The sequence below is a fragment of the Nocardioides thalensis genome (genome assembly GCF_013410655.1).
GTDB classification, from domain to species: domain Bacteria; phylum Actinomycetota; class Actinomycetes; order Propionibacteriales; family Nocardioidaceae; genus Nocardioides; species Nocardioides thalensis.
This window is the reverse complement of sequence record NZ_JACCFP010000001.1, coordinates 540,628-553,911: the sequence shown is the minus strand read 5'-3', so window position 1 is coordinate 553,911 and position 13,284 is coordinate 540,628. Positions and strand designations below refer to the sequence as shown.

Below are 13,284 nucleotides of genomic sequence, written 5' to 3'. Positions count from 1 at the left end.
TCATGTCCCCCGGCGCCAGCGCGCTGGCCCAGCTCGGCGTCCGCAAGGCCGCCGTGCTCCTGATCCAGCTCGGCAAGGACAAGGCCGCCCAGGTGATGGCGCACCTCAGCGACGCCGAGGTCGAGAACATCTCCGCCGAGATCGCCAAGCTCGATGCCGTCACGTCCGCGGAGACGTCGTCGGTGCTCGAGGAGTTCCACGACCTGATGACCGCCCACGCCCACGTGACGCAGGGCGGCTTCGGGTTCGCGCAGGACATCCTCGAGCAGTCGCTCGGCGCCGAGCGCGCGAAGGAGATCATGGACCGGCTGCACGCGGCCGCGGTCCAGATGCCGTTCCAGTTCCTGCACCGCGCCGACCCGGCGCAGCTGCGCGGGTTCATCTCCGACGAGCACCCCCAGGTCATCGCGCTGGTGCTCGCGCACATGGCGCCGGACAAGGCGTCCCTCCTGCTCAGCGGCCTGCCGGCCCACCAGCAGGCGGTCGTCGCGCACCGGATCGCGGTCATGGACCGCACCTCGCCCGAGATCGTGCGCACGGTCGAGGCGATCCTCGAGCGGAAGCTGTCGTCGATGCTGCAGCCCGCCGAGGTCTCGCGCGTCGGCGGCGTCGACCCGCTCGTCAACATCATCAACCGGTCCGACCGGCCGACCGAGCGCCAGATCGTCGAGGGCCTCGAGGGCCTGGACCCGTCGCTCGCCGACGAGGTCAAGAGCCGGATGTTCATGTTCGAGGACATCGTCGGGCTCGACGACCGCTCCGTGCAGCAGGTGCTGCGCCAGGTCGACACCGCCGAGCTGGCCCTCGCGCTCAAGGGCGTGTCGGAGGCCGTGCGCTCGAAGATCACCACCAACCTGTCCGAGCGCGCCGCCGAGAACCTCATCGAGGAGGTCGAGCTGCTCGGTGCCGTCCGCCTCGCGCAGGTCGAGGAGGCGCAGCAGAGCATCATCCGCACGATCCGCCAGCTCGAGGAGCAGGGCGTGATCACCGTCCGACGGGGCAACGACGATGAGTTCGTCACCTGAGGCTGGGCTGGCCGCGCTGCCCGAGCTGCGCGTCGGCCGCTGGACCCGTCTGGGGGGCGGGTCCGTCCTCGGCGACGCCGTCACCGAGGGCATGCTCGACGGCCTCGCCGAGCGCACCCGGGCCGCAGCGCGCGCCCAGGGCTACGCGGTCGGCTGGGCCGAGGGACGCCGGGAGGCCGCCCGCCAGGCCGACGAGAAGGCGCAGGCGCTCGCCGACCAGCACGCCGCCGAAGAGGCCCGGCGCGACGCCGAGCACCGGGCCGCCGTGCAGGCGCTCGGGCAGGCCGCGGCCGGCGTACGAACACTGCTCGGAGAGCTGACCGCCGCCGTCGAGGAGCAGGCGACCGACCTGGCCTGGGCGCTCACCGAGGCGATCGTGGGGCTCGAGGTCGAGTCGCTGTCTGCCGCCGACGTGGTGCGCCGCGTGCTGCGGGTGCTGCCGGCCGCGCCCGTCGGGACCGTGCGCCTCCACCCCGCGGTCGCCGCTTCCGCCGACGCCGCCGAGCTCCGCGACCTCGGCCTCCAGGTCGCCGCCGACCCCTCGCTGGGCCCGGCCGACGCCCTCGTCGACGCCGACGGCGCCGTCACCGACCTCCGCATCTCCACCGCCCTCGACCGGGTCCGGGAGGTGCTGGCGTGAAGCCGAATCCGCCCTCATGGTCAGCCGAGTTGTGCCTCATGGCTCGGCCTGGGAACCATCGCGCCCAACTCGACGCGCCATCGCGGCGGATTCGGCGAGGTGGGGCATGAGCGCGTTGACCGCATCGGTGCGGGAGCGGGCGATGCTGGCCGCACAGCCGCTGCACCACGGGACCGTCACCGAGCTGGTGGGGCTGCACCTCGTCGTGCGGGGACTGCCCGCTGCCGCCGGTGACCTCGTGGAGGTCGTGGGTACGACGGGCCTGCTGCTCGCCGAGGTGGTGGCGCTGCGTCCGGGGGCGATGGTGTGCCTGCCGCTGGGCGGGACCGCCGGCGTCCGCGTCGGTGACCTAGTGCGCCACACCGGCGGCCCGCTGCGGATCCGGGTCGGCGACGCGCTGCTCGGCCGGGTGCTCGACGGGCTCGGCCGCCCGATGGACGACGGCGCGACGATCGACCACCTGCCGTCCGTGGACGTCGAGCTCGCCTCGCCGCCCGCGCTGTCACGGCCGCGGATCACCCAGCCACTCGGCCTCGGCGTCCGGGCCCTCGACGCACTCGTGCCGGCCGGGCGCGGCCAGCGGCTCGGCATCATGGCCGGCTCCGGCGTCGGCAAGTCCTCGCTGCTGTCGATGATCGCTCGCGGCTCCGACGCCGAGGTCACGGTCATCGCGCTCGTCGGCGAGCGCGGCCGCGAGGTGCGCGAGTTCATCGACGTCGACCTCGGCCCGGACGGGCTCGCCCGGTCCGTCGTGGTCGTCGCGACGTCCGACGCTCCCGCGATGGAGCGGCTGCGCGCGGCGTTCACCGCGACCCGGATCGCAGAGCACTTCCGCGACCAGGGCAAGGACGTCGTGCTGATGATGGACTCGCTCACGCGCGTCGCCATGGCGCAGCGCGAGATCGGCCTCTCCGCGGGCGAGCCGCCCGCCACCCGCGGCTACCCGCCCAGCGTCTTCGGCCTGATGCCGCGGCTGCTCGAGCGTGCGGGCACCTCCGCCGCCGGCTCGATCACCGGCCTCTACACCGTCCTCGTCGAGGGCGACGACCTCCAGGACCCGATCGGCGACACCGCCCGCTCGATCCTCGACGGGCACGTCGTGCTCTCGCGCGAGCTCGCGACCGCGGGCCACTTCCCCGCCATCGACGTGCTCGAGTCGATCTCCCGCGTGACCTCCGCGGTGACCAGCCGCGACCAGCAGGACACGGCCATCCGGCTGCGGCGGATGCTCGCGGCGCACCGCTCGGTGAAGGAGCTCGTCGAGATCGGCGCGTACGTCGCCGGGGCCGACGCCGACGCCGACGCAGCCCTGGCGCGACTCCCGCGGATCGAGCGGTTCCTGCGGCAGCGCATGGACGACCTCACGCCCGTCGACGAGACATGGCGGCGGCTCGAGGAGCTGGTGACGTCGTGAAGCGCGTGCACCCCGACGACCGGGGCCTCGCCGCGGTGGCGCGGGTGCGGGGCGTCCGCGAGCAGGACAGCCGGATCGGACTGCGGATCGCGGCCGCCGACGCCGCGGCCAAGGACGCCGAGTCGGCCCGCCTGCACACGCAGCTCGCGACCGCCGAGGTGCCCGCGCTCGCGACACCGGGACAGCTGGTCGCCCGCCGCACCTCGCTCGCGCTGCTGGGCGGGGACACGCAGGTCGCCCGCGAGCGCGCCGGCGCCGCCGCGCGCATCACCGCCGAGGCGCGCGCCCACTGGACCGCCGACCGGGCCCGCGAGGCCGCGGTCGAGCACCTGCTCGAACAGCGCGCCGAGCGGCGCCGTACCGAACGAGCCCGGAGGGCCGCGGCCGAGGCCGACGACCTCGCCGCGCAGGCCTGGCTGCGGCGCCGTACCGAGGGTCTCGTGACGGTCGCGGGGCGACCTCCTCGACCACCACAGAGCAAGGAAGACGAGTCATGAGCATCGAGCAGGTCACCGCGCGGATCACCGAGATCCAGACGCACCTGGCGCGGTTCGGCACCGTTCGGGCGACCACCGGGACCGGGTTCGCCGCGCAGCTGACCGAGGCCGCGGCGCCCAAGGACGCCAACGGCGTCACCGGCGCCGACGTGGTCAAGGAGGCGAAGGAGTACCTCGGCCTCCCCTATGTGTGGGGCGGCACCAGCAAGGAGACCGGCGTCGACTGCTCCGGGCTCGTGCAGTCGGTCTACAAGACGCTCGGCTACGACCTGCCGCGGGTCTCCGCCGACCAGGCGCGGGCGGGCACCGAGGTCAAGAGCATGGCCGAGGCGCAGCCCGGCGACCTGATCGCGTGGGACAACTCGAGCCGCAACGTCGGTGCCGACCACATCGCGATCTACATCGGCGACGGCAAGATGATCGAGGCGCCGCGCACCGGCCTGGACGTCCGGATCATCGACGTGCCGGAGGAGCCCGACTACATCCGCCGGATCATCGAGCCGGCCGCGGGCGGCGCGGCTCCGACGAGCAGCGTGCCCGGCGCGGACGCGCGGGTGCCGGCGTCGACGCCGTTCTCCGACCTGATCAACGGCGCGGCCGCGCGGACCGGCGTGCCCGGCGAGCTGATCGCCGCCGTGGCCCAGCAGGAGTCGGGCTTCAACCCGAAGGCCGTGAGCAGCGCCGGCGCGCAGGGTCTGATGCAGCTCATGCCCGGCACCGCCGACGGCCTCGGCGTCGCGAACCCGTTCGACCCCGCGCAGGCGATCGACGGCGGCGCGCGCCTGCTCCGCGACCTGCTGGACCGCTTCGGCAAGACCGACCTGGCGCTCGCGGCGTACAACGCCGGCCCGGGCGCCGTGCTCCGGTACGACGGCATCCCGCCCTACCCCGAGACGCAGAACTACGTCCGCAGCGTCATGGCGATCCTGGGAGCGGCCTGATGAGCGTCCTGCCCTTCGCCCCCGGCATGATGCCGGGGATGACGCCGGGGCCCACCGGGCCCACGGGCGCCGCCGGTACCCCCGCCGGCGGAACCGCCGCCTCCAGCGAGGGCGTCGTCGCCGAGCCCGGTGCCACCACCGTCGATCCCCCCGCCTTCCCCGACCCCGGCGCGGAGTTCGCCGCCGCCCTGACCGCTGCCCTCGCCGGCTCGACCCCGTCTACGACCCCTGCGCCCGCGGCCGCTGCCCCCGCGCCCGACGAACCGGCAGGGTTCGGGGTGCGAACGGGCACACTTCGGGGTGCGAGCTGGCAGCCATCGGTGCTCGAGCCGGCAGCGCGGGCCACGGCGACGGGCGCCGCGCCGGCGACGAAGGATGCGGGCGGCGTACCCCTGTCCGGCCCGGTCGGTACGACGACTCCGGCGACCGCGGCGGCTGCCGCACCCGCGCCCCTGCCCGGGGACGAGCCCGTGGCGGGTGTGCCGTCGGGGGCGACCTACCCAGCCTCGACCCCGCCGCGCGGCGCCGCCGTGCCGGGTGACGCAGCCCGCGCGGACGACCCTGCGACAGCGCTCGCGTCGACGGGCCGCACCGAGGCATCCGCGCCGGAATCCGGCCGGGACCCCGAACCTCGCCAGGTCGAACCCCCAACGCTGCCGGTTCGCACCCCGAACCCTGCCAGTTCGGCGATCACGATCAGCCCGAGCGGCGGGGCGGCGAAGGCCGCGCAGGACCCGGTCGTCCAGCACGTGCTGCCGGCGGTGATGCAGCTGGCGACCAAGGGCAACGGGACGCACCGGATCTCGGTGACGCTCCAGCCCGAGCACCTCGGCGAGGTGCGGGTGACGATGGTGGTGCGCGACGGCGAGGTGCGCGTCAGCCTCGCGGCCGACAGCCAGTCCGTGGCCAAGGACGTGCTGCTCCAGGGGGCACCGGAGCTGCGGCGGCTGCTCGAGGCCACTGGCGCGACCGACACCCGGGTGGTCGTCCGCGACCTCCCGTCCACGTCCAGCTCTCCGCCGACCTCCGCCTCGCCGTCGGGCTCCACGAACACCTCCACCGACCGTGGCTTCGGCGAACAGGCCCCGGGCGACCCGGACCGCCGCCAGCCCGGCGACCAGCGTCACGACGGCCGCGGCGCCGTACCCACCCCCTCCGTCCAGCGCGCGGCCGCAACCACCAGCACCGCCCACCCCGCCACCCCGACCCCCGGTCGCCTCGACCGGACCGTCTGAGAAGGAGCGACCATGTCCGTCACCCCGACCGAGGGAGTCGCGCCCGGCATGATGGCGCCGTTCGCGGCGTCCGCCGGCAGCGGGTCCAACGCGCTCGGCGACCAGCAGATGTTCCTCGAGCTGATGGTCGCCCAGCTGCGCTACCAGGATCCGATGAACCCGGCCGACTCCGGCGAGTTCCTCGCCCAGTCCGCGCAGTTCACCGCGCTGGAAAAGATGCAGGACGTCGCCGACCAGACGGCGATGCTGCTCACCACCCAGCTGTCGTTCGGCGCGAGCTCGCTGATCGGCAAGACCGTGAAGTGGATGGACGCCGACGGCGTCGAGCAGTCCGGCGTCGTGCAGGGCACCACGTTCCTCCCCGAGGGCCCGGTCCTCAGCGTCGACGGCGAGGAGGTCCCGCTCATCAATGTCGTCAGCGTCGGCGACGCCCCGACGATCCAGCCCGACCCGCCGTCCGAGGACGTCGACGGTCCCCCGACCGGCACGCCCAACGACTGACCCACCGCACCATCGCAGCCCACCGCACCCACAGCGCACCACCAACCCGAAAGGCACGACCATGCTTCGTTCACTCTTCGCCGGCATCAGCGGCCTGCGCGTCAACCAGACCATGCTCGACGTCACCGGCAACAACATCGCCAACGCCAACACCACCGGCTTCAAGTCCAGCAGCGCCGTCTTCTCCGACACCCTCAGCCAGATGCTCACCGCGGCCTCGGGCGAGAACGCCGAGCGTGGCGGCACCAACCCGATCCAGGTCGGCCTCGGCGTCCAGCTCGCCGCGACGATGACCAACCTCAACCAGGGCTCCGCCCAGACCACCGGCCGGGCGACCGACCTGATGATCCAGGGCGACGGGTTCTTCGTGGTCCAGGACGGCGAGGAGGAACTTTACACCCGCGCCGGCGCGTTCACGTTCGACGAGACCGGCACCCTCGTCACGCCCAGCGGCATGCGGGTCCAGGACGTCAACGGCAACGACATCACCATCGACATGGACAACCTGCAGTCCTACAGCATCGGCAAGGACGGCGTGATCCGCGGCGTCGACGTCAACGGCGACCCCTGGACCGGCCCGACCCTCGCGATCGCCGACTTCCCCAACCCGATGGGCCTCGAGCGCGCCGGCGACACCGCGTTCCGCGTCTCGGCGAACTCGGGCGACCCCGTCATCGGGTCCGCCGGCACCGGCGGCAACGGCACGATCATGTCCGGTGCCCTGGAGATGTCGAACGTCGACCTCGCGGCCGAGTTCACCAACCTGATCCTCGCCCAGCGCGGCTTCCAGGCGAGCTCCCGCGTGATCACCACGTCCGACCAGGTCCTCGAGGACCTCGTCAACATCAAGCGCTGACCGGCGCCTAAGGAGCGGCGCTCGGGCGCCGATAGGACGTGCGGTTGGCCACGGACGGCCGACCCGATTTCTCGCAGAGGTACGGCGGCGCCGTACTCCTGCCGCACACGGAGGTGCCGCGATGATCAGCCTGACCCGTCTCTCGGGATCGGTGTTCCTGCTGAACGCCGACCTGGTCGAGCGCGTCGACGAGACGCCGGACACCGTCGTCACGCTGGTCGACGGCACCAAGTACGTCGTGACCGAGTCGCTCCCGGAGATCCGCGACCGGGTCGTCAGCTACCGCGCCGAGATCGTCGCGCGCAGCAGCGTCTACGAGGCCGACGCCCGAGCCGGCGACCGCGGCCACCACCGGCCCGCGAGCGCGCCCGTCCGTCTCGCCGCCGTGCGCGGCACCGGACCCGACCAGGCAGAGCCCGGTCCCAGCCAGTCCCAGGGGGACGAGTCATGAAGGATCCCGCAGCCGCGATCGGCGTCGGCCTCGGCATCGTCGTCATCTGCGTCGCCAACATCCTCGAGGGCGGCAGCCCCACCAGCCTGCTGCTCGTCCCGCCGATGCTGCTGGTCTTCGGCACGACGATCCTCGTCTCGATCGCCGGCGGCACCATGACCGACGCCAAGCAGATCGTCCCGAGCCTGAAGCGCGCCTTCACCGGCCACGTGCCGCCCGCCGACGACCTGGTCCCACAGGTGGTGAAGCTCGCCGACAAGGCCCGCAAGGAGGGGCTGCTCTCGCTCGAGGACAGCCTCAAGGACATCCCCGACCCGTTCCTCGTCAAGGGCGTCACCATGGCGATCGACGGCACCGACCCCGACGACGTGCGCGACATCCTCGAGGCCGAGCTCTACGCGAAGAAGCGTCACGACAAGCACTCCGCCAAGTTCTTCGCCGACGCCGGCGCCTACGCGCCCACCATCGGGATCATCGGCACCGTCATGGGCCTGGTCCACGTGCTCGAGCAGCTCGCCGAGCCCGAGAAGCTCGGCCACCTGATCGCCGCGGCGTTCGTCGCGACGCTGTGGGGCGTGCTGTCGGCCAACGTGATCTTCCTGCCGATCGGCAACCGGCTCAAGCGCCTCAGCGAGCTGGAGTGCGGCCGGATGGAGGTCGCCATCGAGGGCATCGCCGCGATCCAGTCCGGCGCCAACCCGCGCCTGGTCGCGGAGAAGCTCCGCTCGCTGCTCCCGAGCGTCCCGACCGCCGAGAGCGAGGCGGCCTGATGTCCCACGCCAGCAGCAAGCGGCGCCACGAGGAGCACGAGGAGCACGAGAACCACGAGCGGTGGCTGGTGACCTACGCCGACATGGTCACTCTGCTGATGGTGCTGTTCATCGTCATGTTCGCGATGTCGACGGTCGACGACCAGAAGTACAAGGCGCTCAAGTCCGGCCTCTCCGACGGGTTCGGCCAGGCGGTCCCCATCCGCGGCGGCGCCGACCCCACGGTCGCCGAGAACGGCTCCACCGCGCAGGGCCAGACCGCGCCGTACGAGCTGCTCGTGCAGGAGCTCCCCGCCGGCGAGCAGGGTCGCGCCCGCGAGGTGCTCGAGACGGCCGACCGGCTCCGCACGCAGCGTCAGTACGACGAGGCGCGCGTCGAGGTCGAGCGCCTGCTCCGGATCTGGCACCAGGTCGACTCCGCCCTCCAGGAGCGGGGCCTGCGGGACGACGTGCGGGTCGACGTCGACGAGCGTGGCCTGGTGCTGAGCCTGGTGTCGGAGCACGTGATCTTCCGCCCCGACGTCGCCGTGCTGACCGAGCGCGGGCAGCGGGTCGTCGACACGATCGCACCGGTGCTGGCCGAGCTCACCGAGCCGATCGAGATCGACGGGCACACCAACCAGGAGCCGGTGAAGCCCCGGTACTTCCCGACCGACTGGGAGCTCTCCACGGCCCGCGCGATCCACGTGCTGCGCCGGCTCGACGAGCACGGCGGGCTGCCGGCCCGACGGCTGCGGGCCACCGGGTTCGGGCACACCCGCCCGCTGGTCGACCCGGACGAGCCCGGCTCGCAGCGCATCAACAAGCGCGTCGACATCGTCGTGCTGAGCAGCGCGTCCGCCGAGACCCGAGCCCGCTTCCGCGAGATCTACGAGGAGCTGACATGACCGCCACCCTGACCCCGCCCGACACCGCGGCGCCGGAGGAAGCCGAGAAGAAGGGCAAGAAGAAGCTCGTCGTCGTGCTGGTGCTCGTGGTCGCCATCGCCCTGGGCGCCGCGTGGTTCTTCCTGATCCGGCCCAGCGGCGACGCCGAGCCCAAGCCGGGCGAGGTCGCCCCGCTCGAGCCGATCCAGGTCAACCTCGCGGACGGCCACTACCTGCGCCTCGGCATCGCCCTCCAGCTCGTCGAGGGCGCGCACGAGGTCGACGGCAGCAAGGCGCTGGACGCCGCGATCGAGGTGTTCAGCGGCAAGGAGGTCGGCGAGGTGAACCGGCCCGCCGAGCGCGAGCACCTGCGCCACGACCTCGAGGAGCTGCTGCACGAGCGCTACCACGACGAGGTGCTCGACGTTTACTTCACGGAGTTCGTCACGCAGTAGGTCTCGTGACGGCCGTGGACGGCCTCCTCGACCACCGGGTCGAGCAACCCTCCAGAGACGTCTAGTCATTCCGGGCCATCCCGGACTGACCGGACGGTGCGACGCACACCCCTCAGGTCCCGGGACCCACCGACGATGAGTCCCTCGTGACCACGATCCCGCCTGCTCCCGGCGTTCGGCCGCGGCGGCGTACCCGCACGGCGGAGCCGACGCCGTACGACTTCCGGCGTCCGATCCAGCTCTCGCGCGAGCACCAGCGCACGCTCCAGCTCGGCTTCGACGGATTCGCGCGTACGGCGACGACCGTCTTCACCAGCTCGCTGCGCACCGTGTGCTCGTTCACCCTGGTCGACATCCAGCAGCGCAGCTACGGCGAGTACGTCGACAGCCTCGGCCCGTCGACGTTCATGACGCTCTTCTCCGCCGAGCCGATGCCCGGTCTCGGCGTGCTGGAGGTCCCGCTGGTCGCGACGATGTCGTGCGTCGACCACATGCTGGGTGGTCCCGGGTCCGACGAGCAGCCCGACCGGCCGCTCACCGAGATCGAGGACGGCGTGATCCGCGGCCTCGTCGAGCGGCTGCTCGGCGAGATGCGCTACGCGCTCGGACCGGTCGTCGACCTCGAGCCGACGGTGACCGGCGTCGAGTACAGCCCGCAGTTCGCCCAGGTCGCCAGCGCCGCCGACGTCATGGTCGTCGTCACCTTCGAGCTGCGGATCGGCGAGCGGGCGCACCAGGTCACCGTGTGCCTGCCGTTCACCGGCCTGCTCCCCCACCTGACCAACGCGACCGGCGCGGGCTCGGTCTCCGACCGCGAGCGCGTGCAGCGGGCGCAGTCGGCCGAGCTGCTCCAGGAGCAGTTCGCCCGCGTCCCCGTCTCGGTCGCGGTGCGCTTCCGGCCGATCACGCTCGACCCGGCGGCCATCTCCGGCCTGACCACCGGCTCCGTGCTGCGCCTGAGCCACCCCGCCTCGGCCCCGCTCGACGTGGCCGTCGCCGGCAACACCTTCGCCCATGCCACCCCCGGCACCCGCGGCCAGAGCCTGGCCGCACTCATCGTGGACACCCCCAAGGAGCACTCATGACCACCGGCGACACTGCTGACACCGCGGGCCCCGCCACGGCGCAGGACACCGCCGTCGCCGCGGCCGAGGCGGCAGCCGCCGCGCTGCCCGCCGTCACGCCGCTCACCGTCGGGCCGGCCCAGCCGGGCTCGGCGCACGTCGCCGACGCGTTCGCCGGCGGCGCCGTCGCCGCGCTCGACGGGGTGCCCGGCGCAATCGTCGTGCTGATCGGCGAGGAGCTCGTCGGAGCGCTCGCCGGCAGCCCGCTCGGCGAGCTCGACCTCTCCGCGGCCGTGCAGCCCGCGCTGGACGCGGCCGCCCGCGCCCTCGGCGCGCACGCCCGCACCGCCACGACCCTCGACCTCACCGCCGACGGCGGGCTCGCCGCCGCCGTCGGCGGTGACTTCACGACCGTGCCGCTCATCGGCGCCGGCATCGCGGCCGCCGTGCTCGTGCCGCAGGCGACGCTCGCCGGGGCCAAGGAGCCCCTCCGCGACGAGCCGGCGCCGGCCGCCGAGCCCGAGCCGGCCGGTCTCACGGACCAGCCGTTCGTGCCCGCGTTCGGCGCTGCCCCCGGCAGCCTTCCGCCGCAGCGCGGGCTGGAGATGCTGCACGGGGTCGACATGGAGGTGACGGTCGAGCTGGGTCGCACCCGGATGACCGTGCGCGACCTGCTCGCCCTGACGCCGGGCGCGGTGCTCGAGCTCGACCGCGCCGCCGGCAGCCCCGCCGACCTGCTCGTCAACGGTCGCCTGGTCGCCCGCGGGGAGGTCGTCGTCGTCGACGAGGACTTCGGCCTGCGGGTCACCGAGATCGTCGACGCCGCCGCGACGGCCTGAGGAGCGGGATCATGGGCGAGTCCTCCGGCATGGCCGAGCTCGGCATCCGGCTGGTCGGCTCGCTCGCCGTCGTCGTCGGGCTGCTGATCCTGATCGCGCGGCTGGTCAACCGGCGCTTCAAGCCTGCCGACGGCGCACCGGTACGGGTCGTGCACCGCCAGCCGCTCACCCGCGGCAGCGGCGTGGCCGTGGTCGCCGTCGGCACGCGCGTCCTGGTGCTCGGCACCACCGAGCAGCAGGTCACGCTGCTCGCCGAGGTGGAGCCGGACGAGATCGGCCTCGACGAGGAGTACGAGCATGACGAGGAGGTCTCGATACGGCCTCGCCTAGCGGCTCGGCCTACTCGACCAGCCTCGGCCGACGGAAGGCTCGCGGGCTCCCTTCTCTCCGCGGACACCTGGCGCCAGACGCTGGCGGCGTTCAGTGGGTCTCGTGACGGTCGCGGGGCGACCTCCTCGACCACCGGAGAGCCGGGCAGGGCGACCTCCTCGACCACCGGAGAGCCGGACATGGCGACCTCCTCGACCACCGGAGAGCCGGACATGGCGAGCTCCTCGACCACCGGAGAGCCGGGCAGGGTGACCTCCTCGACCACCGAGGACGAGGAGCAGCGGGCCTCATGACCCCGGCTTCCACGAGCAGGATGCGACGCATCGTCGTCCTCCTGCTGGCTCTCGGTGCCGCGATCGCGGCGATGGTGGTCGCGCCCGGCGCGGCGTACGCCGACCCGGTCGGCCCCGACGGCCCCAAGGGGCCGCGCGGCCAGGGCGGCGGCAGCGTCGAGATCGACCTCGGCGGGCTGACGGACAAGCCGTCCAACAGCCTGGTCACGATCCTCGCGCTGACGCTGATCAGCCTGCTCCCGGCGATCCTGCTGACCTGCACGAGCTTCACGAAGGTGCTGGTCGTTCTGGGCCTGACCCGCAACGCGCTCGGCCTCCAGCAGACGCCCAACAACCAGGTGCTCGCCGGCCTCGCGCTGTTCCTGAGCCTCTTCATCATGGGACCGGTGCTGTCGGAGATCAACGACGCCGGCGTGCAGCCCTATCTCGACGGCGAGAAGTCCACGTCGCAGGCGTTCACCGACGGCCTGGACCCGTTGCGCGACTTCATGCTCGACAACACCGGCGACTCCGAGCTGGAGCTGCTGACCAACGTCGCCGACCGCGACCTTCCCGACTCCCGGGAGGACGTGCCGACCACGACCCTGATCCCGGCCTTCGTGCTCTCGGAGCTCAAGGACGCCTTCATCATCGGGTTCATCGTCTTCATCCCGTTCCTGGTGATCGACATCGTCGTCAGCGGCGCCCTGATGAGCCTCGGCATGATGATGATGCCGCCGGTGATGGTGTCGCTCCCGTTCAAGCTGTTGCTCTTCGTGATGGTCGACGGCTGGGCCCTGCTCATCGAGTCGCTCGTCGCGTCGTACGGCGGAGGGAGCGGCTAGTGCACGCCCTCGTGACCGACACCAACATCATCGAGATCGCCCTCCAGACGATGCTCGTGGCGCTCAAGCTCTCGGCGCCGATCCTCGTCACCGCGCTCGTCATCGGCTTCGCGATCTCGCTGTTCCAGTCGATGACGCAGATCCAGGAGTTCACGCTCTCGTTCGTGCCGAAGCTCGTCGGGGTCGGCGTCGCCCTGCTCTTCAGCGGCAACTGGATGCTGCACACGCTGATGAGCTTCACCCGCGACCTGTTCGACCAGATCCCGACGCTCCTCGGCTAGAC

Annotated in this window: 17 protein-coding genes; all 17 read left to right on the top strand. The window is 72.7% G+C overall.

Features of this window, described 5'->3' with window-relative positions:
• Window positions 1–2: 2 nt before the first annotated feature.
• The 17 genes from fliG (at window position 3) to fliQ (ending at window position 13,282) form a co-directional block, all read left to right on the top strand.
• Window positions 3–1,025 (top strand): flagellar motor switch protein FliG, encoded by a 1,023-nt coding sequence (gene fliG, locus HNR19_RS02680; RefSeq protein ID WP_179670044.1) that lies wholly within the window; start codon window positions 3–5, stop codon window positions 1,023–1,025.
• Window positions 1,009–1,665, top strand: a complete 657-nt coding sequence (locus tag HNR19_RS02675; RefSeq protein ID WP_179666433.1) for a FliH/SctL family protein — start codon at window positions 1,009–1,011, stop codon at window positions 1,663–1,665. The genes fliG and HNR19_RS02675 overlap by 17 nt, the downstream gene beginning before the upstream one ends.
• A 106-nt stretch (window positions 1,666–1,771) precedes the next feature.
• On the top strand, window positions 1,772–3,079 hold the full coding sequence (locus HNR19_RS02670; RefSeq protein ID WP_179666432.1) for a FliI/YscN family ATPase: 1,308 nt from the start codon (window positions 1,772–1,774) through the stop codon (window positions 3,077–3,079).
• Window positions 3,076–3,576, top strand: a complete 501-nt coding sequence (locus tag HNR19_RS02665) for a hypothetical protein (protein ID WP_179666431.1) — start codon at window positions 3,076–3,078, stop codon at window positions 3,574–3,576. Before HNR19_RS02670 ends, HNR19_RS02665 begins: the two co-directional genes overlap by 4 nt.
• Entirely contained in the window at window positions 3,573–4,517 is a 945-nt protein-coding gene (locus tag HNR19_RS02660; RefSeq protein WP_179666430.1) for a transglycosylase SLT domain-containing protein, read from the top strand. Before HNR19_RS02665 ends, HNR19_RS02660 begins: the two co-directional genes overlap by 4 nt.
• Window positions 4,517–5,752: a flagellar hook-length control protein FliK gene (locus tag HNR19_RS02655; RefSeq protein ID WP_179666429.1), complete on the top strand. Its 1,236-nt coding sequence runs from the start codon at window positions 4,517–4,519 to the stop codon at window positions 5,750–5,752. Before HNR19_RS02660 ends, HNR19_RS02655 begins: the two co-directional genes overlap by 1 nt.
• Window positions 5,753–5,764: 12 nt before the next feature.
• Entirely contained in the window at window positions 5,765–6,253 is a 489-nt protein-coding gene (locus tag HNR19_RS02650; RefSeq protein WP_179666428.1) for a flagellar hook capping FlgD N-terminal domain-containing protein, read from the top strand.
• A gap of 61 nt (window positions 6,254–6,314) precedes the next feature.
• Window positions 6,315–7,109 carry a flagellar basal-body rod protein FlgF gene (gene flgF, locus HNR19_RS02645; protein ID WP_179666427.1) on the top strand — a complete coding sequence of 265 codons (795 nt, stop codon included), beginning with the start codon at window positions 6,315–6,317 and terminating at the stop codon, window positions 7,107–7,109.
• Between the two features lie 121 nt (window positions 7,110–7,230).
• A complete protein-coding gene (locus tag HNR19_RS02640; protein WP_179666426.1) occupies window positions 7,231–7,560 on the top strand; it encodes a flagellar FlbD family protein in 330 nt (109 codons plus the stop codon).
• Complete coding sequence (locus HNR19_RS02635; protein ID WP_179666425.1) at window positions 7,557–8,330, top strand: motility protein A; 774 nt, start codon at window positions 7,557–7,559, stop codon at window positions 8,328–8,330. The genes HNR19_RS02640 and HNR19_RS02635 overlap by 4 nt, the downstream gene beginning before the upstream one ends.
• Window positions 8,330–9,217, top strand: coding sequence for an OmpA/MotB family protein (locus HNR19_RS02630; RefSeq protein ID WP_179666424.1), 888 nt, complete (start codon window positions 8,330–8,332; stop codon window positions 9,215–9,217). The genes HNR19_RS02635 and HNR19_RS02630 overlap by 1 nt, the downstream gene beginning before the upstream one ends.
• Window positions 9,214–9,651, top strand: a complete 438-nt coding sequence (locus HNR19_RS02625) for a flagellar basal body-associated FliL family protein (RefSeq protein ID WP_179666423.1) — start codon at window positions 9,214–9,216, stop codon at window positions 9,649–9,651. Before HNR19_RS02630 ends, HNR19_RS02625 begins: the two co-directional genes overlap by 4 nt.
• A 146-nt stretch (window positions 9,652–9,797) precedes the next feature.
• On the top strand, window positions 9,798–10,736 hold the full coding sequence (locus HNR19_RS23375) for a FliM/FliN family flagellar motor switch protein (protein WP_179666422.1): 939 nt from the start codon (window positions 9,798–9,800) through the stop codon (window positions 10,734–10,736).
• On the top strand, window positions 10,733–11,554 hold the full coding sequence (gene fliN, locus HNR19_RS02615) for a flagellar motor switch protein FliN (protein ID WP_179666421.1): 822 nt from the start codon (window positions 10,733–10,735) through the stop codon (window positions 11,552–11,554). Before HNR19_RS23375 ends, fliN begins: the two co-directional genes overlap by 4 nt.
• Window positions 11,555–11,565: 11 nt before the next feature.
• On the top strand, window positions 11,566–12,177 hold the full coding sequence (locus HNR19_RS02610; protein WP_179666420.1) for a FliO/MopB family protein: 612 nt from the start codon (window positions 11,566–11,568) through the stop codon (window positions 12,175–12,177).
• A complete protein-coding gene (gene fliP, locus HNR19_RS02605; RefSeq protein WP_246303465.1) occupies window positions 12,174–13,001 on the top strand; it encodes a flagellar type III secretion system pore protein FliP in 828 nt (275 codons plus the stop codon). Before HNR19_RS02610 ends, fliP begins: the two co-directional genes overlap by 4 nt.
• A complete protein-coding gene (fliQ, locus tag HNR19_RS02600) occupies window positions 13,001–13,282 on the top strand; it encodes a flagellar biosynthesis protein FliQ (RefSeq protein ID WP_343047016.1) in 282 nt (93 codons plus the stop codon). The genes fliP and fliQ overlap by 1 nt, the downstream gene beginning before the upstream one ends.
• The last annotated feature ends 2 nt before the right edge of the window (window positions 13,283–13,284 follow it).

Coding starts and splice junctions, on each gene's coding strand:
- fliG (WP_179670044.1), top strand. CDS start 3: ATGTCCCCCGGCGCCAGCGCGCTGGCCCAGCTCGGCGTCCGCAAGGCC.
- HNR19_RS02675 (WP_179666433.1), top strand. CDS start 1,009: ATGAGTTCGTCACCTGAGGCTGGGCTGGCCGCGCTGCCCGAGCTGCGC.
- HNR19_RS02670 (WP_179666432.1), top strand. CDS start 1,772: ATGAGCGCGTTGACCGCATCGGTGCGGGAGCGGGCGATGCTGGCCGCA.
- HNR19_RS02660 (WP_179666430.1), top strand. CDS start 3,573: ATGAGCATCGAGCAGGTCACCGCGCGGATCACCGAGATCCAGACGCAC.
- HNR19_RS02655 (WP_179666429.1), top strand. CDS start 4,517: ATGAGCGTCCTGCCCTTCGCCCCCGGCATGATGCCGGGGATGACGCCG.
- HNR19_RS02650 (WP_179666428.1), top strand. CDS start 5,765: ATGTCCGTCACCCCGACCGAGGGAGTCGCGCCCGGCATGATGGCGCCG.
- flgF (WP_179666427.1), top strand. CDS start 6,315: ATGCTTCGTTCACTCTTCGCCGGCATCAGCGGCCTGCGCGTCAACCAG.
- HNR19_RS02640 (WP_179666426.1), top strand. CDS start 7,231: ATGATCAGCCTGACCCGTCTCTCGGGATCGGTGTTCCTGCTGAACGCC.
- HNR19_RS02635 (WP_179666425.1), top strand. CDS start 7,557: ATGAAGGATCCCGCAGCCGCGATCGGCGTCGGCCTCGGCATCGTCGTC.
- HNR19_RS02630 (WP_179666424.1), top strand. CDS start 8,330: ATGTCCCACGCCAGCAGCAAGCGGCGCCACGAGGAGCACGAGGAGCAC.
- HNR19_RS02625 (WP_179666423.1), top strand. CDS start 9,214: ATGACCGCCACCCTGACCCCGCCCGACACCGCGGCGCCGGAGGAAGCC.
- fliN (WP_179666421.1), top strand. CDS start 10,733: ATGACCACCGGCGACACTGCTGACACCGCGGGCCCCGCCACGGCGCAG.
- HNR19_RS02610 (WP_179666420.1), top strand. CDS start 11,566: ATGGGCGAGTCCTCCGGCATGGCCGAGCTCGGCATCCGGCTGGTCGGC.
- fliP (WP_246303465.1), top strand. CDS start 12,174: ATGACCCCGGCTTCCACGAGCAGGATGCGACGCATCGTCGTCCTCCTG.